Annotated in this window: 17 protein-coding genes; 7 read left to right on the forward strand and 10 right to left on the reverse strand. The window is 69.7% G+C overall.

Translation table 11 applies throughout. The annotated features are described in order from the left end of the window. Nucleotides 1-183: 183 nt before the first annotated feature. The 4 genes from NQ706_RS00005 to ligD form a co-directional block, all read right to left on the reverse strand. A complete protein-coding gene (locus tag NQ706_RS00005; RefSeq protein WP_038567925.1) occupies nt 184-504 on the reverse strand; it encodes a hypothetical protein in 321 nt (106 codons plus the stop codon). 237 nt (nt 505-741) lie between these two features. Further along, nucleotides 742-942, reverse strand: coding sequence for a GNAT family N-acetyltransferase (locus NQ706_RS00010; RefSeq protein WP_081873637.1), 201 nt, complete (start codon nt 940-942; stop codon nt 742-744). 9 nt (nt 943-951) lie between these two features. Further along, a complete protein-coding gene (locus NQ706_RS00015) occupies nt 952-1,158 on the reverse strand; it encodes a GNAT family N-acetyltransferase (RefSeq protein ID WP_051805829.1) in 207 nt (68 codons plus the stop codon). A gap of 61 nt (nt 1,159-1,219) precedes the next feature. Then, entirely contained in the window at nt 1,220-2,263 is a 1,044-nt protein-coding gene (gene ligD, locus NQ706_RS00020; RefSeq protein ID WP_038567923.1) for a non-homologous end-joining DNA ligase, read from the reverse strand. Between the two features lie 69 nt (nt 2,264-2,332). Here ligD and NQ706_RS00025 point away from each other — a divergent pair, with 69 nt between their 5' ends. Both NQ706_RS00025 and msrB read left to right on the forward strand, forming a co-directional pair. Further along, nucleotides 2,333-3,139, forward strand: a complete 807-nt coding sequence (locus NQ706_RS00025) for a (2Fe-2S)-binding protein (protein WP_150112744.1) — start codon at nt 2,333-2,335, stop codon at nt 3,137-3,139. A 154-nt stretch (nt 3,140-3,293) separates the two neighbouring features. After that, the gene (msrB, locus tag NQ706_RS00030; RefSeq protein ID WP_038567920.1) at nt 3,294-3,704 is read left to right on the forward strand and encodes a peptide-methionine (R)-S-oxide reductase MsrB; all 411 of its coding nucleotides are present in this window, start codon (nt 3,294-3,296) and stop codon (nt 3,702-3,704) included. A gap of 179 nt (nt 3,705-3,883) precedes the next feature. On the opposite strand, the gene NQ706_RS00035 is transcribed toward msrB, so the two are convergent. Further along, nucleotides 3,884-4,471, reverse strand: a complete 588-nt coding sequence (locus NQ706_RS00035) for a TetR/AcrR family transcriptional regulator (RefSeq protein WP_038567918.1) — start codon at nt 4,469-4,471, stop codon at nt 3,884-3,886. A gap of 178 nt (nt 4,472-4,649) precedes the next feature. Here NQ706_RS00035 and NQ706_RS00040 point away from each other — a divergent pair, with 178 nt between their 5' ends. From NQ706_RS00040 to betT, 3 genes are read left to right on the forward strand one after another with little or no spacing between them, the layout of a single operon-like run. Then, a complete protein-coding gene (locus NQ706_RS00040; protein ID WP_038567916.1) occupies nt 4,650-6,146 on the forward strand; it encodes an aldehyde dehydrogenase family protein in 1,497 nt (498 codons plus the stop codon). 46 nt (nt 6,147-6,192) lie between these two features. Beyond that, a complete protein-coding gene (gene betA, locus NQ706_RS00045) occupies nt 6,193-7,935 on the forward strand; it encodes a choline dehydrogenase (protein WP_038567914.1) in 1,743 nt (580 codons plus the stop codon). After that, a complete protein-coding gene (gene betT / locus NQ706_RS00050) occupies nt 7,932-9,971 on the forward strand; it encodes a choline BCCT transporter BetT (RefSeq protein WP_038567912.1) in 2,040 nt (679 codons plus the stop codon). Before betA ends, betT begins: the two co-directional genes overlap by 4 nt. A gap of 149 nt (nt 9,972-10,120) precedes the next feature. Here the strand turns inward: betT and hemQ are convergent, their stop codons facing one another. Then, nucleotides 10,121-10,798, reverse strand: coding sequence for a hydrogen peroxide-dependent heme synthase (hemQ, locus tag NQ706_RS00055; protein WP_167539867.1), 678 nt, complete (start codon nt 10,796-10,798; stop codon nt 10,121-10,123). Nucleotides 10,799-10,904: 106 nt separating this feature from the next. Further along, a complete protein-coding gene (gene hemG, locus NQ706_RS00060; RefSeq protein WP_038570766.1) occupies nt 10,905-12,314 on the reverse strand; it encodes a protoporphyrinogen oxidase in 1,410 nt (469 codons plus the stop codon). Nucleotides 12,315-12,520: 206 nt separating this feature from the next. Here hemG and NQ706_RS00065 point away from each other — a divergent pair, with 206 nt between their 5' ends. Beyond that, nucleotides 12,521-13,249: a YitT family protein gene (locus NQ706_RS00065; RefSeq protein WP_051806402.1), complete on the forward strand. Its 729-nt coding sequence runs from the start codon at nt 12,521-12,523 to the stop codon at nt 13,247-13,249. 135 nt (nt 13,250-13,384) lie between these two features. On the opposite strand, the gene mptB is transcribed toward NQ706_RS00065, so the two are convergent. Together mptB and hemE are read right to left on the reverse strand one after the other, a co-directional pair. Next, nucleotides 13,385-14,878 carry a polyprenol phosphomannose-dependent alpha 1,6 mannosyltransferase MptB gene (mptB, locus tag NQ706_RS00070; protein ID WP_038567901.1) on the reverse strand — a complete coding sequence of 498 codons (1,494 nt, stop codon included), beginning with the start codon at nt 14,876-14,878 and terminating at the stop codon, nt 13,385-13,387. Next, on the reverse strand, nt 14,853-15,950 hold the full coding sequence (gene hemE, locus NQ706_RS00075) for a uroporphyrinogen decarboxylase (protein WP_051805826.1): 1,098 nt from the start codon (nt 15,948-15,950) through the stop codon (nt 14,853-14,855). The genes mptB and hemE overlap by 26 nt, the downstream gene beginning before the upstream one ends. 330 nt (nt 15,951-16,280) lie before the next feature. On the opposite strand from hemE, the gene NQ706_RS00080 reads away from it, so the two are divergent. Continuing rightward, on the forward strand, nt 16,281-16,577 hold the full coding sequence (locus NQ706_RS00080) for a GNAT family N-acetyltransferase (protein WP_038567899.1): 297 nt from the start codon (nt 16,281-16,283) through the stop codon (nt 16,575-16,577). A gap of 66 nt (nt 16,578-16,643) precedes the next feature. On the opposite strand, the gene NQ706_RS00085 is transcribed toward NQ706_RS00080, so the two are convergent. Beyond that, nucleotides 16,644-17,495 (reverse strand): EamA family transporter, encoded by an 852-nt coding sequence (locus NQ706_RS00085; protein WP_038567897.1) that lies wholly within the window; start codon nt 17,493-17,495, stop codon nt 16,644-16,646. Between the last annotated feature and the right edge of the window lie 3 nt (nt 17,496-17,498).

The raw sequence follows: 17,498 nt of genomic DNA on the forward strand, positions 1-17,498 counted from the left end.
TCAACGCCTGCACGAAGCCCTCGGCTACCGCACCCCAGTCGAGGTCGAAGCGGCTTACGATCAATCCCACACGAGCACCCTCGTCACCACATAAGCGCGGAACGAAACCCAGGGCGCTTCAAGGTCCCAACGGACGCCGGCGTGAATATGGACGAAGATCGCAGATGTGCACAGGCGAGCGCGTCAGCCCGCCAGCGCGATGTTCTCGTCGACGACGGGCTTGTCGGCCTTCTTGCCGAAGCGCTGCTGCGCCGCCTGCTTGCTGATGCCGAGGCTCTCGCCGATCTGGGCCCACGAGTCGCCCTTGGCGCGACGCTCGGCGACGACCCACTTGATCGTGTCGGACATGAGGTTGTTGAGCATGGCGAGCCCCTCGAGCTCGTCCTTGGTGAACAGGTGCGTCTGCACCCGGAAGCCCTCCATGATGCGCGCGGCCGCCTCTTCGACGGACTTCTCGGAAATTCCGCGCAGTTCCTGGGGCAGGGGCTTACTGATCTTGGGCATGCCTTGAGGCTAGGTCGCGCAGCAGGGCGTGTCAATTAGAGTTGACTGGGTCACAGAGCCGCACCCCATCGAATACTCCACGCACCCCTACGGCTGTCGCCCATCGCGTCGCGCGACCGCGAGCAACCTCGCCGCTGGGCTCGACGTGGCAACGCACGCGTCGCACGACTACGTCGCTCGCGGCGCCTCCCAGATGACGTGTTCGACGGGGTCGCGATCGTGCTGGCGGTCGCTGAGCTACAGCCCCACGCGCTCCGCCACCCGCGCTGACGCCGGGTTGTTCGTCGCCATGACGGCGACGCGCGGCGCGTCAGGCCCCTGGCGCAGCGCCCATTCGACGACGGCGCTGGTGGCCTGGGTCGCGTAACCCGGGCCCCAGTGGTCGGCGTCGAAGCGGTAGTAGAGGTTGAGCACGGGCTCGCCACCGAGGTCACGCAGCTCTACGCCTCAGAAACCGACGACCTCGCCCGTGTCGTCGACGACCGCTGCGTACCCAAACCTGTGCTGACGCCAGGGCGCGCGCCACGACGCGATGAGGTCGACGGCCTCGGAGGCCTCCTTCATGTGCCCCGACGGCAGATGGGCATACGTCCGCGGATCCCCGTGGATGCGCCAGCACGCGTCGACGTCGGCGTCCGGCGGTTCGCGCAGCACGCTTCGACGTCGGCGTCCGACGGTTCGCGCAGCACGAGCCGCTCGGTCTCGAGCCACGGCGTCACGGCGCGTCTTTCTTGGCGCGGCTCGGCTGCACGCGCGGCGGCTCACCGGGCATTTTCGGGTAATCGGGCGGAAACGGCAGCTCGGGCAGGCCGCGTTCGACGTCGGCGTCCCACAGCGCGATGGCCGCGTCGACGTCACCGACATGGTCGTTCATCGACTCCCCCGGCGCCGGCGCCCACGCGTCACCGTCCGCAGCGACGATGCCGGGCACGGTGCGCACCGTGAAGTCGGGCGGCGTGACGTCACGCAGCTGCGGCCACGCCACCGGCATCGAGACCGGCGCACCCGGCAGCGGCCGCGGCGAATACGCCGCGGCGATCGTCCGGTCGCGGTTCGCCTGGTTGAAGTCGACGAACACCTTCTCGCCGCGCAGCTCCTTCCACCACTCCGTCGTCACCAGATCGGGCAGCCGACGCTCCAACTCGCGCGCAATGCCGATGACACCGTGACGCACGTCGAGGAACTCCCGCGTCGGCGCGATGCGTGCATACACATGGACGCCACGGTTGCCGGACGTCTTGACGAACGGCGTGAACCCCAGCGACTCCATGAGCTCCTTGAGCGCGAACGCCGCCTCGACCGCATCAGCGAAATCGCGCCCCGGCTGCGGGTCGAGGTCGATGCGCAGCTCGTCAGGATTGTCGTTGTTCTCGGCGCGCACGGGCCACGGATGAAACGTCACCGTGTTCATCTGCACGCACCAGGCGAGCATCGCAGGCTCGTCGAGGACGAGCTGCTCGTGCGCCCGGGCGCTCGGGTACGTGCACATCACACTGCGCGCGTAACTCGGCGCACCCTTGGGCGGGTTCTTGCTGAAGAACGGCTTGTCCGCCAGCCCCTTCGGGTAACGCTCCAACGCGACAGGCCGATCGCCGCTCCAGCGCAGAAACGGCTCGGCCACGGCGAGCACATACTCGACGAGGTCGAGCTTCGTCACCCCGTCGTCGGGATAGACGACGCGGTCGGGACTCGACACCCTGACGGTGCGCTCCTCGCCGTCGGGGCCGGGAATCTCGAGGGTCACTGCGGTGGACGCCATGCTCGAAGCGTAGGCGACGGATGCCCGCCCCGCGTTGCCTCGCCCCACTCGCCTTGGCAGGGTTGAGGCATGCCGTCCCCCTCCGCCTCCCGCGTGAGCGAGCCCGACCTGGGCCCGTTCTTCCGCGTGGATGTCATGACGCCGGGGGCAGATTGGCGGCCCCTCGGCGCCGACCTCGCGTCTCGTGGCGCCCTGGGCGCGTGGATCGACCGAGCTCGCGAGCGGACGGCCGCTGCCGGTTCTCCTCACTCCGATGATGTCGACGTCCAGGCGCTCGGCGCCGTGCTGCACCTCGGGGTGTGTGCGCGGGTGCTGTCGCCGTGGATCGCGTCGGCGCTGCGGAATACATCCTCCGGGGGCTCGAGAGGTGCCTGCGTCCCCACGCTCGACCAACTGTTCTGGCAGGACGACGGCACGACCACGTTTCCGCTGGCGCTCTCCCCCGAATGGAGTGCCCGGCCGGTGGCCGCCACCCCCGTCGCGCACGCCGCCAGCGACGCGAGCGTCGCCGTCAACACGAGCGTCGATCACTTCGCCCGCGCCCTCGTCGATCGACTGGCAATTCCCCTGACGTCGACCGCGCTGACGCCGTCAGCTTCGATTGCCTGGGGCAACGTGGCGTCGGCGCTTCATGGCGCGGCGCGCACCGTCGTCAGGGTCGATCCCGGCCAGTCGACGGCGGTGAGACAGATCGCCGATGCCTGCCTCACGGCACTGACCGCAGCCCGTGGCCGACCACTGACCGACGGCCGCATCGTGACAGTGAGCTTTCGCCGTCACAGCTGCTGTCAGCTCTATCGGCTGCCGGGCAACTCACGCGACACGGTCTGCGGCGACTGCGTCCTGCGGGAACGAACCGGAGCCCAACATGGTTGACGCTGACGTGGGCCCGAATCGTATGTCAGGCCGCCCCCTGCTCGGGGGACGCTGCCAGCGCCAGCAAAAGGGCTCACCGCTCCACCAACCATGACTCAACACCCCACGGCCCGCCACTCGGCGGCGCCGACGCCCTCGTCAAGGAGGTTCTTCGATGAGCGACCCGACAACCCCGACGTCCGAGCAGGACTGGCGAGCCACGCTCTCCCCCGCCGAGTACGCCGTCCTGCGCGAGGGCGGCACCGAGCCGGCCTTCCGTGGCGAGTACACCGACACCGAGACAGAGGGCGTCTACGCGTGCCGCGCCTGCGGCGCCGAACTGTTCACGAGCCGCGAGAAGTTCCACAGCGGATGCGGCTGGCCCGCGTTCTTCGCGCCCGCCGATGCTGACAACGTCCGTCTGATCGAGGATCGCAGCCACGGCATGATACGCACCGAGGTGCGCTGCGCGAAGTGCGACAGCCACCTCGGCCATGTGTTCCGCGGTGAAGGTTTTTCGACGCCGACCGACGAGCGCTACTGCATCAACTCGATCAGCATGACGCTGCGGCCCGCCACGAACTGACGGTCGCCACGCCCGATCCTGACGTAGCCCCACCCTGCCGCGGAGGATCTGCTCGAGAATTACGCATCTGCACGAGGAATGTGCCGCACATTCCTCGTGCAGATGCGCATTTCTCGTGCAGTCTGCGTCACCGCGCCCTGTCCGCCAGCCCACGCGCGAGCACGAGCGGCGCTCCAATCTCAGACCGCCCGCTCCCGCGCGACGCGATACGAGCGCACCAGCATCTCGGCGGCACGTCGCCCCTCCTCGAGGGCGTCCTCGTACGGTTCGCGAAGCATGAGCGCGAGCGTCCCGGCGTAGATCGTCATGAGCGCTGACGCCAGGTGCGCCGCCGCCGCCCCTGCAACGGGTTCGCTGTACGCCAGCAGCCTGTCGCGCAGTAGCGCCGTTTCCTCCTCGAGCACGGCGCGCAGATCTGGGCCAGGGTTGACGATGGCGGCGCTCGTCCCGCTGAACGCGCACCACCGCTCGGGCAGGCGCTCCGCCTGGTAGGTCGCGAGCGCCGGCCACAGCGCGAGCAGGCGTTCCTCATCATCGGCGGCGGCGGCGATCGCGTCGTCCCACACCTGGGTCCAGATGTTCAGGCGACGTCGCAGCGCCGCGGCGATCAGCCCCTCCTTGTTGCCGAAGTGGGCGTAGAGGCTGGGCGGCGATGCGCCCGCGCGCTTGAGGATCGTGTCGACGGGCGTCGCGAAGGCACCTTCGATGAAGAGGAGCGAGTCGGCCGCGTCCAGCAGCCGTTCGCGCACGGGTGTTCGGGTGTTCACATCACCAGAATATAACGTGCGTTATCCTGGTGTCGATAACGCACGTTATATTCCCTCTGGCCACCCGCCCGTCCCGTCGCACGGGCAGGCCAGACCCGCGTCGCGCACGTCACGAGACACCCGCACCCAGGGCGGCCGGCTCGTCGCCTGCGTCACGCACCGAGCACGAGGAGGCCGAATGAACACCCTGTACATCGACGGCGAATGGGTCGCCGCAGCGTCCGGCGAGAAGCGCACCATCACCTGCCCGGCCGACGGCAGCGAGGTCATCGTCGTCGACGAGGCCGGGGCCGAGGACGCGGCGAAGGCCATCGCCGCCGCACGTCGCGCGTTCGACTCGGGTGAGTGGCCGAACACGCCCGCCCCCGAGCGCGCCGCCCTGCTCGCGAAACTCGCCGACCTGCTGGAGCGGGACAAGGAGAAGGTCGCGCGCATGGAGTCGCAGGACACGGGCAAGCGCTACGCGGAGTCGCTCATCGACATGGACGACATCATCGGTGTCTTCCGCCACTTCTCGGCGCTGACGACGCAGCACGCCGGCCGCGTCGTCGAGACGGGCATGCCGGACGTGTCGAGCCGCGTCGTCACCGAGCCCGTGGGTGTGTGCTCGCTCATCACGCCGTGGAACTACCCGCTGCTGCAGACGGCGTGGAAGGTCGCACCGGCGCTCGCGGCGGGCAACACGTTCGTCCTCAAGCCCGCCGAACTGACGCCGCAGAGCGCGATGTGGCTCATGGACGCCCTCGCCGAGGCCGGCCTGCCCGCGGGCGTCGCGAACCTCGTCCTCGGCCCGGGCTCGAGCGTCGGCGTCGAGATGACGGAGAACGTGGAGGTCGACCTCGTCTCCTTCACCGGTGGCGTCGTCACCGGCCGCGCGATCATGGCCGCGGCCGCCCCGACGGTCAAGCGGGTCGCCCTCGAACTCGGCGGCAAGAACCCCAACGTCGTCTTCGCCGACGCCGACCTGCCCGCCGCCATCGACAACGCCCTGACCGCGATCATGCTCGACTCGGGCCAGGTGTGCTCCGCCGGTGCGCGTCTGATCGTCGAGGAGTCGATCCACGACGAGGTCGTCGACGAACTCGTGCGTCGCTGCGAGCTGATCCGCCTCGGCGGCCCGTTCGACGACGACGCCGAGACGGGCCCGCTCATCAGCGAGGCGCACCTCGAGAAGGTCGACGCCTACGTGCAGCGGGCCGTCGCCGACGGCGCCGTGCTGCGCACCGGAGGCAAGCGCGGCGAGGGTGAACTCGCGAAGGGCTCCTACTACCTCCCGACGATCCTCGACGCGTGCGACGCCTCGATGGCGTGCGTCCACGACGAGTCGTTCGGCCCCGTCCTCACGGTCGAGACGTTCTCCGGCGCCACGCGCGAGGAGGCTGAGGACGCCGCCGTCGCCATCGCGAACGACACGATCTACGGCCTCGCCGGCGCGGTGTGGACGGAGAACGCCGGCCGCGCGGAGCGCGTCGCGAAGCGTCTGCGTCACGGCACGATCTGGATCAACGACTACCACCCCTACGTCCCGCAGGCCGAGTGGGGCGGCATGAAGCAGAGCGGCATCGGCCGCGAACTCGGTGAGGCCGGCCTCGGCGAGTACGTCGAGACCAAGCACATCTGGCACAACACGCGCCCCGCGCCCGCCGACTGGTTCTCCGGTCGCGAGCAGGCCTGAGCGCACCCACGACACCGAGACCGATCGAACGATCAGGAGAGACACCATGAAGAAGCGTTACGACTACGTCATCGTCGGCGGTGGATCCGCCGGTTCCGCCCTCGCCAACCGCCTCTCGGCGGACGCCGGCACGAGCGTCCTCGTCCTCGAGGCCGGGCGCGCCGACTTCAAGTTCGACCCGCTCATCCACATGCCCGCCGCGCTCATGTTCCCCTCGGGCAACCCGCTGTACGACTACAAGTACGAGACCGACCCGGAGCCCTACATGGGCGGCCGCCGCGTCGCGCACACGCGCGGCAAGGTGCTCGGTGGCTCGAGCTCGATCAACGGCATGATCTTCCAGCGCGGCAACCCCGGCGACTACGAGAAGTGGGCGTCCTTCGAGGGCATGCAGGACTGGGACTACAAGCACTGCCTGCCGTACTTCAAGCGCATGGAGACGACGCTCGCCGGCGCTGACGCCTGGCGCGGCGGCTCCGGCCCCCTCGTGCTCGAGCGCGGCCCCGCGTCGTCGCCGCTGTTCCAGGCCTTCTTCGAGGCGACGCAGCAGGCCGGCTACGCGCTGACCGACGACGTCAACGGCTACCGCCAGGAGGGCTTCGCGCCCTTCGACCACAACACGTTCAACGGCTCGCGCATGAGCGCGTCGCGCTCGTACCTGTGGCCGATCAAGAACCGCAAGAACCTCGACATCGCGACGCTGTCGTTCGTCACGAAGCTGCGCTGGGACGGCAACCGCGTCACGGGTGTCGACTTCGTGCGCGGCGGCCGTCGTCACCACAGCGTCGACGCCGGCGAGGTCATCCTGTGCGGTGGAGCGTTCAACACCCCGCAGCTGCTGCAGCTTTCGGGCGTCGGCAACCCCGAGTACCTGCGCGAGGCCGGCGTCACGCCGCGCGTCGAACTGCCCGGAGTCGGTGAGAACCTCCAGGACCACCTCGAGGTGTACCTGCAGCACGAGTCGAAGCAGCCCGTCTCCATCCAGCCGTGGCTGAAGAAGTGGAAGGCCCCGTACATCGGTGCGCAGTGGCTGTTCCTCAACTCCGGTGTCGGCGCCTCCAACCACTTCGAGGCCGGCGGCTTCCTCCGCACGAACGAGGACGTCCAGTACCCCAACCTGATGTTCCACTTCCTGCCCGTCGCCGTCCGCTACGACGGCACCGGCGGTGACCACGAGCACGGCTACCAGGTGCACATCGGCCCGATGAACTCTGACGTGCGCGGTCACGTGCGCATCAAGAACGCCGACCCGAAGCAGCACCCGAGCATCCTGTTCAACTACCTGTCGACGGAGAACGACCGTCGCGAGTGGGTCGAGGTCGTGCGCACCGCGCGTCACATCCTGTCGCAGCCCGCGTTCGCCTCGTTCGACGGCGGCGAGATCAGCCCCGGGCCCGACTGCGCCACCGACCAGGAGATCATCGACTGGATCGCGAAGGACGCGGAGACGGCCCTGCACCCGAGCTGCTCGGTCAAGATGGGCACCGACGAGATGTCGTGCGTCGACCCGAACTCGATGAAGGTGCACGGCACCGAGGGCCTGCGCGTCGCCGACGCCTCGGTCTTCCCGAGCATCACGAACGGCAACATCTACGCGCCCGTCATGATGGTCGCCGAGCGCGCCGCCGACCTCATCGCCGGCAACACGATGCTCGAGCCGCAGGACCCGCCGGTCTACCGCGCGAAGGCCGGGATGCCGCTGTGGCCCCAGGGTGACCCCCGCAACGACGCCTGGGACGCCAAGGACGAGATCCCGAGCGCCGCGAAGGTGATGGCGGAGCAGCCGTGAGCAGCCCCGCCACCGTCACCGCCGAGGACGAACAGGTCGTCGACCCCAAGGTCAAGCCTGTCGTCCTCGGCGGCACGGCCGTCTTCATCGTCCTCGTCGCCGGATGGTGCCTCGTCGCGCCCAAGACCGCCGAGAAGCAGCTCGGTGATCTGACGGCGTGGATGGGCGACTGGTTCGGCTGGTTCTACATCCTGCTCGCGACGGCGACGCTCGTCTTCGTCGCGTACATCGCGCTGCGTCACTCGAAGGTGCGCATGGGCGCCGACTCGGACCGGCCCGAGTACTCGACGTTCTCGTGGGCGTGCATGCTGTTCGCCGCCGGCATCGGCACCGACCTCATGTTCTTCGCGGTGGCCGAACCGGCGACGCAGTACCTCAACCCGCCGACCGGCAAGGGCGGCACCGTCGAATCAGCGCGTGAGGCGACGGTGTGGACGCTGTTCCACTACGGCATCACCGGGTGGGGCATGTACACGCTGATGGGCCTCGCCCTCGGCTACTTCGCCCACCGCAAGGGGCTGCCGCTCGCGGTCCGTTCAGCGCTGTATCCGCTTTTCGGCAAGCGCATCAAGGGTGGCATCGGCAACGCAGTCGACATCGCCACCGTCCTCGGCACGATCTTCGGTGTCGCGACGAGCCTGGGTATCGGTGTCGTCATGCTCAACGTCGGCCTCGACGTGCTGTTCGGCGCGCCGCAGGGCCTGCCGGTGCAGATCGGCCTCGTCCTCCTCGCTGTCGTCATGGCGACGATCTCGGCGACGTCCGGCGTCGACAAGGGCATCCGCATCCTCAGCCAGCTCAACGTCATCCTGGCGCTGCTGCTCGCGGGTTGGGTGCTCGTGTTCGGCGACACGTCGTTCCTGCTGCGCGCCGCCGTCATGAACGTCGGCGACTTCGTCTCGATGTTCCCCGGCATGACGATGGACACGATGGCCTACGACTACCCCGCCGACTGGATGAACGGCTGGACGCTGTTCTTCTGGGCCTGGTGGATCGCCTGGGCGAGCTTCGTCGGCATGTTCCTCGCGCGCATCTCGAAGGGGCGCACGATCGGGCAGTTCGTCACCGGCACGCTGACGATCCCGTTCCTCTACATCGTCATGTGGGTGACGATGTTCGGCAACAGCGCGATCGAGCGCATCCGGGGCGGGGACGCGGCGTTCGGCGAATCGGCCGTCAACGCGCCGGAGACGGGGTTCTTCGACCTGCTCCAGCAGTACCCGGCCGCGACGTTCATCATCGGGCTCGCGACGTTCGTCGGCCTGCTGTTCTACGTGACCTCGGCCGACTCCGGCGCGCTCGTCATGGCGAACCTCTCGTCGACGCTGCCCGACCCGGAGACGGACGCGAAGCCGTGGGTTCGCATCCTGTGGGCCGCCGCGACCGGTCTGCTGACGGTGGCGATGCTCGTCGTCGGCGGCATCAAGGCGCTGCAGTCGGCGACCGTCGTCATGGGGTTGCCGTTCGCGGTCGTCATGGTGCTCGTCATGATCGGGTTGCATCGCGCGCTCGAGGGCGAGCGGCGTCAGAGCGACGCGCTGCGCGCTTCGCTGCGCTCGTCGATCGTGTCGGCGCCACCCGCGCCGACGCAGGGTTCGTGGCGCAACCGGCTGGCACGCCAGTTCGGCACCGTCTCGCTGCGCACGCTCGAGACGCGCATGACGAGTGTCGTCGAACCGGCCCTCGAGGAGGTCGCGGCCGAACTGCGCAACAGCGGCGTCGACGCCGTCGTCGAGACGAACGCGGATCCGAGCCGTCACGTCGCGCGGACGGTGACGCTCACCGTCCACGCGCAGGGGCCCGGTTTCGACGACTTCCACTACTTCACGCACATCCGACGGGTGAAGGTCGCCTCGTACGGATCGCGCATGGTGGAGGCCGACGACACCTCGTGCCAGCTCGAGGTCGTCGTGCCCGGCGGCGGCACGTACGAGATCGACACGTACACGAAGGAACAGATCGCGCACGACGTGCTCGATCACTACCAGTGGTGGGTCGGCTCCGTCGACGCCGTCGCGACGGAGGCCGCCCGCTGACGCAGCCTCCCCCGCGTCGTTGACGTGCTGACGTGACGGGACGCGCGGTGAGGCCGCATGACGAAGGCCCGGTTCGAGTGAGAACTCGAACCGGGCCTTCGTCATGACCGGGCGACGATTGCCTCGCCCCGCGCGGCCACGCGAGAGCGTCAGCGCAGACGCGAGACGAACTTGTCCATCGTCGTCATCGGGCCGGTGAAGAACGGGATCTCGTGACGCACGTGACGGCGCGCCTCGGTGTAGCGCATCTCGCGCATGAGGTCGAGGATGCGGTGCAGGTCGTCGGCCTCGAACGCGAGGATCCACTCGTAGTCGCCGAGACCGAACGAGGCGATCGTGTTGGCGCGCACGTCGGGGTACTCGCGCGCGGCCATGCCGTGGTCGTGGAGCATCTTCTTGCGCTCCTCGTCGGGCAGCAGGTACCAGTCGTAGCTGCGCACGAACGGGTAGACGCAGATGTACTCGCGGGCACGCTCGTCGGCCATGAACGCGGGGATGTGGCCGCGGTTGAACTCGGCGACACGGTGCATCGCCATGTTCGACCAGAACGGCGTGAGGTGACGCCCGAGCTGCGTCGCGAGGAATCCGCGGTAGGCGCTCTGCAGTTCGTCGACGGATTCGCTGTGCATCCACAGCATGAGGTCGGCCTCGGCGCGCAGGCCGGCGAGGTCATAAGCGCCGCGGACGGTGACGCCCTTGTCGGCGAGCGAGTCCAGGAAAGCCTGCGCCTCGGTGGCGATGGCGTCGCGGTCGCCGTCGATCTCCTTGGAGACGGAGAAGACCGACCACATCGCGTACACGAGCGAACCGTTGATGCGATCGACCATGACGTGCTTCGGTTCGGCCTTGCTCGCGGTGTCTGCGGGGGTGTTTGTCTCGGACGTCATCGTCCGCCTCCTTGTCGTGGCACTTCTTCGGATTCTGGTGGAGAGTCTAGGCGCGGGGCGCGCTCGAGGTGACGGCGCGATCGGCGGCCGCGCGGGCCGTCGCGACGCACGCGGGGATGCCGACACCGTGCATCGCGGCCCCTGCGACAGCGAGTCCGGGCAGGTCGGCGAGCGCGTCCTCAGCCCGTTCGATGCGCGCCAGGTGGCCCAGGGCGTACTGAGGCAGCCCGTCCCGCCAGCGCTGCACGTGCTGATCGCGCGGCGTCGGCAGCGGGTGGCCGAGGGCGTGCTCGAGGTCGGCCAAGCCCGCTGCGGCGAGGGCGTCGTCGCCCTCGTCGAGGATCGCGTCGTCGCGGTGACGCCCGAGCGAGACCCGCACGTACGTGACGTCGGGGGCAGCCTCGGCGAGCCACGGCCACTTGATCGACGAGAACGTCGACGCCTTGATCGTGCGGCCGTCGACGGGCGGGACGAGGAAGCCCGTACCCTGCGGAAGCTGCTGTGCGACAGCCGAATCGAACGCGTAGGTGACGATGGCCATCGAGGCGTACTCGATCTCGGCGAGCGCGTCGGCCGCCTCGGGCGCGAGGTCGGCGAGCAATCGGGCTGTGACGGGCGCCGGCGTCGCGAGGACGACGGCGTCGAACGTATGCGGCTCGGGCAGGCCCTCGACGTCGACCTCGACGTGCCAGCCGGCGCGGTGCGCGAGGGCGCGACGCAGGTCTGTGACGGTGGCCCCGGTGCGGATCGCCACTCCCCTGGCGTCGAGGGCTTCGCGAAGTTTCTCGGGCAACGACCCCATGCCCCCGGCGGGTGCGCCGAACACCTGGCGGGCGTCGTTCGACGAAACGGCCGACGACGCCGCCGCAGCAGCCTGCGTCAGCGGGGTGCCGGCGCGCAGCGCGGCGTAAAGGGCGGGGACGCAGGCGCGCGTCGACAGCTCGCGCGCGTGGCCGGCGTACACGCCACCGAGCAGCGGTTCGACCATGCGGTCGACGACGGCCGAGCCAAGTGCCCGCTCGACGGCGTCACCGACGCTGATGTCGGCGTCAGCATCGTCGAGGGTGAGGCTGACGGCCCGTTCGTCGGCGGCGCGCGCGACCTCGGCGTCGTCGAGGAGACCGGCGGCGGCGTGTGGGTCGGACGGGATGCCCATGAGCGTGCCCGCGGGCAGCGCCTCGAGCGAGCCTCGCGACCACAGCATCGCTGGAAAGCGTTGCGGGTGAACGGAATCGACGCCGAGCTCGGCGAGCAGCGCGACGACTTCGGGCCGACGCCAGAGCGCCGACTCGGCGCCGACGTCGACGGCGTGCCCGGCGATCACCTCTTGGCGCAGCTTGCCCCCGACGCGTTCGTTCGCGTCGAACACCGTCACCTGCGTGTCCGGGTGCGTCGTGCTGACGTGCCACGCTGCGACGAGCCCTGAGATGCCACCACCGATGATGCCGACCTTCATGTGATCCAGCATTTCACCTCGCACCCCCAGCCACGTCGTCGAGGGGCGCCTGCGGCCCAGATGGTGACGAAGGTCCTACGTGCGTACCCGCCGTCATCATTGCGCCGCCTCTGCGCCCCTGGACAGGACGCGCACGAGACTCGACTCGCCCCTAGGGTGACGCCATGCGCACGCCCCATCCGACCGCCGCCGTTCCAGAGCAGGGCATGCCCACACCGCCACCTGCCGATGCGGCCTCGACCGGCGGCGTGCGGCGCCGTCACCGAACCTTGTCGAACCTGACGCCCGCCGAGCAACTGCGCGCCGGGCGTCTCGGGCTGCGTCTGCCCCAGTTGTTCGTCGGCCTGACGCTGTACGGCGCCGCGATGGGTCTGTTCGTGCGCAGCCATGTCGGCCTCGACCCGTGGGACGTGTTCCACATGGGCGTCAGCGAACACACGGGGCTCGACATGGGCACCGTCACGATCATCACGTCGTTCGCCGTGCTGCTGTTGTGGGTGCCGCTGCGCCAGTGGCCGGGGCTCGGGACGATCGCGAACTCCGTCTGGATCGGGCTCGCCCTCAACGCGACGCTGGCCGTCACGCCCGACGTGCACGGCGTCGCCTGGCAGGTGGTGGTCTTCTCGCTCGGGCTGGTCCTCAACGGCATCGGCGGTGCGATGTACATCGGCAGCCAGCTCGGCCCCGGCCCGCGCGACGGGTTGATGACAGGCCTGCACCACCGCACCGGTGCGAGCCTGCGGCTCATCCGCACCGGCATCGAGGTGAGCGTCCTCGTCATCGGGTGGCTGCTCGGCGGCGTCGTCGGGCTCGGCACCGTGGCCTACGCCCTGCTCATCGGCCCGCTCGTGCAGTTCTTCCTGCCGTGGTTCATCGTCGACCTGCACCGTGGAGCTGCTACGCCCCATGAAGACGTCGGCCCCGAAGCGCACTGATCCACTCCCGCCGCCCTCCACCTTCACCGCGCTGCCCGCCTCCCGAGCGCAGCTGAGTCACTTCGTGCGACCGCGTCAGTCAGGACTGACTCACGTGGCGCGAAGTGACTCAACCGCAAGAACGAGCGCCGAACCTCAGGCACTCAGCCAGCGACGCACCCGCGGTGGCAGGTCGTCGCGACGGCGCGTCAACGCGAACTGGTGCGACGCGACGACGACGGCCGCAACGAGCAGACTCGCGCCGGCGAGCGTCGTGTCCCACATGACGGTGAGCGCGGACGCCACCCCGAGCGTCATGACGAGGTGGATGCGGCGGGTGCGCATCGCGAGCAGCACACCGCACGGCAGCACGGTGAACGCGTACCAGGAGTGCACGACGGGCGCGAGCAGGACGACTGCGGCGAACACTCCCGCGTTCGTCACCATCGCCGACGGCAGTTTGCCCGTCGGCCGGCGCAGCGCCGCCCAGATGACGAGGATGACGGCGAGACCCATGCCGGCGCCGCGGATGAGCGACATCGCGAGGTCGCCGGCCTCGTCGCTGATGAAGCCGAAGAAGTAGCGGGGCAGGTAACCGAGAGCCGTGGGGATCGAGGCGGGCGTGACGACGACGCCCGGCACGCTGAGCGCGCGGATCCAGCCGACGCCGAGGCCATACGGGATGCCGCACAGCGCCGTCACGAGAGCCCCCAGCAGCCCCGCCTGTGCGAGGCGGGCGAAGCGCCGACGCAGGTCGACGCCCGCCGGCAATGACAACAACACGACGGGGACGACGGCCACGATGGCGGTGAACTTGACCCCTGCGGCGATACCGACGAAGACGGTGGCCCACACCCAGCGCCCCGCCGCTGCCCACACGAGCGCGGCCGTGACGAGGCCCATGAGGAGCACGTCGTTGTGCTCGCCACCGAAACCGTGGGCGAGCATGAGCGGGGAGGCCAGCGTCAGGGCGCTCGCGAGCGCGGGGCTGACGTCGAGGCGACGCGCGAGACGCGGCATGGCCCAGGCGGTGAGGACGAGCCCGATGATGATCGGGACGCGCTGCAGCCACACGAGAACCGTCGGTTCTTTCACGACCTCGGTGCACAGGGCGCCCCACGTCAGGGGCAGCGGACCGTATGGCGTCGGGGTGTAGCGCCAGATCGGGTCGACCATCGAGGTGAGCAGTTCGGGCATCTCCCCCGGGGAGACGACGTACGGGTCGCGGCCCGACTGCGTCAGTGCCCCCTGCGCGAGGTAGCTCCAGCCGTCGTGGGAGAACATCGGCGGCGCGATGAGCCACGGCAGGGCCCACAGTGCCGTCAGGCGACGGACGACGGCCGTCGCCGCGCGTTGCGCGACGCCGTCGCGGGGCGTGTGCCGGGTGGCGCGCACGAGGTCGACCCAGGCCCACGCGAGCAGCAGCATGCCGGCAGCGACGATGATCCAGCCCGCGACGCGCCCCAGCTGCTGCTGGTAGAGCCAGTGCAGCGGCGCGAGCACGTCGCGCACCGGGCCCGGCGGCAGGTCGTTCGTCATGAACCCGCCGAGCATGGCGAGCGCGGAGCCGACGACGCCGCGCGCCGTCAGCCCCTTGCTCGTCGTGAGCGCCTGGGCGGGGCGCTCAGCGCGCGGAAAGGCTGTGGACACGCTCTACGACCCGGGTGACGACGTCGGGGTCGGTGCTCGGCAGGACGCCGTGACCGAGGTTGAAGATGTGGCCCTTCGCGCGCCGACCGGCTGCGACGATCTCGTCGACACGCGCCGCGAGCGGCTCCCACGGCGCGAACAGCAGCGCCGGGTCGAGGTTGCCCTGCAGCGCGTACTGGTTGCCGGTGCGCTCGCGGGCCGCGTCGAGGCTGACGCGGAAGTCGACGCCGACGACGTCGGCGCCCGCCTCACCCATCGCACCGAGCAGCTCGCCCGTGCCGACGCCGAAGTGGATCTTCGGCACGTCGATGCCGGGCAGATCGTCGACGGCGGCGAGGGCCGTGCGGGAGTGGGGCTGGACGAAGCGCCGGTAGTCGTCGAGCGGCAGGTTGCCGACCCACGAGTCGAACAGCTGGATGGCGCTCGCGCCCGCTGCTGCCTGAACGCGCAGGAAGGCGCCCGAGATCTGCGCGAGGCGCGCGCACAGGTCCTTCCACAGCTGCGGATCGCCGTACATGAGCGCCTTGGTGTTCTCGTGGTTCTTCGACGGCCCACCCTCGATGAGGTACGACGCGAGCGTGAACGGCGCGCCGGCGAACCCGATGAGCGGCGTGCCACCGAGCTCGGCGGTGATGAGCTGCACCGACTCGGTGATGTCGGTGACCATGTCGGGCGTCAGCTCGGGCAGACGCGCGAGGTCGGCGCGCGTGCGGAACGGTTGGGCGACGACGGGGCCGACGCCCGCGACGATGTCGAGGTCGACACCGGCCGCAGCCAGCGGCACGACGATGTCGGAGAAGAAGATGGCCGCATCCACGTCGTGGCGGCGCACGGGCTGCAGCGTGATCTCGGTGACGAGGTCGGGGCGGCGGCACGACTCGAGCATCCCGACGCCTTCACGCACCTTGCGGTACTCGGGCAGCGAACGCCCCGCCTGCCGCATGAACCACACCGGCGTGTACGGCACCTCCTCGCCGCGGGCAGCCTTGATGAGGACGGAGTTGCGCGGGTCTGCGTTCACTTCGGTCACGTCGTGGATTCTCTCACGCGCCCCTTGCCGCGACGCGGTCATCCGCGCGTCGAGGGTGTGACGTCTCACGCGGTGAGTATCGACCGACGCACAACGAGTGGTAACAGCACGGCGCGTAGCGGCGGTAGTCCGTCGAGGTGCGTCGCACGCCCCGGCACCGCCCCTCCTGCGATCTGCGTCCACCTGTGCACATCTCGTCCCCTTCGGCGGTTCCTGTCCCCTTTCGCGATTCTTGGCCACCCTTGCGATTCCTGTCCTCATCGCGGATTTCTGCCCGCGTTCGCACGTCCGACATGGAGTTGGGCCCTGTCGAAATCGCTCCCAGTCCGTCCCGCTCCTGCGGCGCGTCAGCCGCCCGCCCACGCTGGCCCCATGACGACCGACACGACGACGCCGTACGCCGACGACGCCCGACGTCCCGCTGACGAACTGCGCACCCCGCGCCTGACGCTGCGTCGATGGACGCATGACGACGTCGACGCCGCTCACACCGGCCGCGGCTACGTGACGGAGGCTGCGCGCGCCATCTTCGACGAAGCCCTCGCCGGCGGCCTGCGCCGCGTCGTCGCCGTCACCGATCTCGACAACCACGCCTCGCAGCGGGTGGCCTGCAGGATCGGCATGCACCACGTCGGCCGCGCACGCGTCCATGACGACCAGGAACTGTAGTTCTTCGTCAGCTGCCGACGGACGCGGGCAGCCCCGCGACGCGCTCGGTACCGAGCCGACGTCCCGTCACAGCGTCACGAGGACCACGCCGACGACCGTCAGCGCTACCCCGACGAGTTGCACCATTCGCAGCCGCTCGGCGAGCACGACGCGGGCGAGAAGGAGCGTCGCGACGGGGTACAGCGAGCCGAGCACGGCGACGATCGACACCTGTCCCTGCGCGGACGCCGCCGCGAACAGCAGGTTCGCCGTCAGGTCGCCCATGCCCAGCAGCGGCAGCACGAGCACGTCGCGGCGCGTCAGCGGTTCACGGGCGAGCCCCTTCGAGCGCAGGGCGAACAGCGTCGGCAGCAGCAGCGTCAGCGACCCGCAACGCATCGCCAGCATGGCTCCCGACAGGTCGTGCCGCGCGCCACCGTCCATGCAGTACAGCGACACCCCGAACCCGAGCGCGGAGATGCACGCGAGGACGACGGGTCGTCGTCCGACGTCGCCGCTCAGTTCCGGTCCGCTCGCGAGCACCGCGCCGGCGAGCGCCACGAGCAACCCGATGCCGATCGAGGGCGTCCACGCGTCCCCGCGCACGAGGCCGAGGACGACGGGGACGATCGCGCCCAGCGCCGTGATCGGCGAGACGACACCCATCGTCCCGCTGGACAGCGCCGCATACAGACACATCAGCCCGACGGCACCGCTCAGCCCCGCGCCGACGCCCCACGTCGCCCACGACGTCCAGTCGGACGAGCCGTGCGTGCCGGCGAGGGAGACGACGTCGAAGAAGATCAGTGCCGCGACGAGTCCCCCGAGCTGCGACAGGGCCACCACTTTGACGGGGTGGAAGCGTTTCGCCCACAGCCCGCCCACGAAGTCGGCCGTGCCCCACACGGCGGAGGAGAGCAGCGCCACGAACGTCACCATTCG

Origin of the sequence: Dermacoccus sp. BD5 (assembly GCF_044878485.1) — a bacterium.
Taxonomy (GTDB): Bacteria; Actinomycetota; Actinomycetes; order Actinomycetales; family Dermatophilaceae; genus Dermacoccus; species Dermacoccus nishinomiyaensis.

Bases quoted from the DNA above. Each gene is read 5' to 3' on its own strand.
- NQ706_RS00005 (WP_038567925.1), bottom strand. From the start codon at position 504: ATGCCCAAGATCAGTAAGCCCCTGCCCCAGGAACTGCGCGGAATTTCC.
- ligD (WP_038567923.1), bottom strand. From the start codon at position 2,263: ATGGCGTCCACCGCAGTGACCCTCGAGATTCCCGGCCCCGACGGCGAG.
- NQ706_RS00025 (WP_150112744.1), top strand. From the start codon at position 2,333: ATGCCGTCCCCCTCCGCCTCCCGCGTGAGCGAGCCCGACCTGGGCCCG.
- msrB (WP_038567920.1), top strand. From the start codon at position 3,294: ATGAGCGACCCGACAACCCCGACGTCCGAGCAGGACTGGCGAGCCACG.
- NQ706_RS00040 (WP_038567916.1), top strand. From the start codon at position 4,650: ATGAACACCCTGTACATCGACGGCGAATGGGTCGCCGCAGCGTCCGGC.
- betA (WP_038567914.1), top strand. From the start codon at position 6,193: ATGAAGAAGCGTTACGACTACGTCATCGTCGGCGGTGGATCCGCCGGT.
- hemQ (WP_167539867.1), bottom strand. From the start codon at position 10,798: ATGGTCGATCGCATCAACGGTTCGCTCGTGTACGCGATGTGGTCGGTC.
- hemG (WP_038570766.1), bottom strand. From the start codon at position 12,314: ATGAAGGTCGGCATCATCGGTGGTGGCATCTCAGGGCTCGTCGCAGCG.
- NQ706_RS00065 (WP_051806402.1), top strand. From the start codon at position 12,521: ATGCCCACACCGCCACCTGCCGATGCGGCCTCGACCGGCGGCGTGCGG.
- hemE (WP_051805826.1), bottom strand. From the start codon at position 15,950: ATGACCGCGTCGCGGCAAGGGGCGCGTGAGAGAATCCACGACGTGACC.
- NQ706_RS00080 (WP_038567899.1), top strand. From the start codon at position 16,281: ATGACGACCGACACGACGACGCCGTACGCCGACGACGCCCGACGTCCC.
- NQ706_RS00085 (WP_038567897.1), bottom strand. From the start codon at position 17,495: ATGGTGACGTTCGTGGCGCTGCTCTCCTCCGCCGTGTGGGGCACGGCC.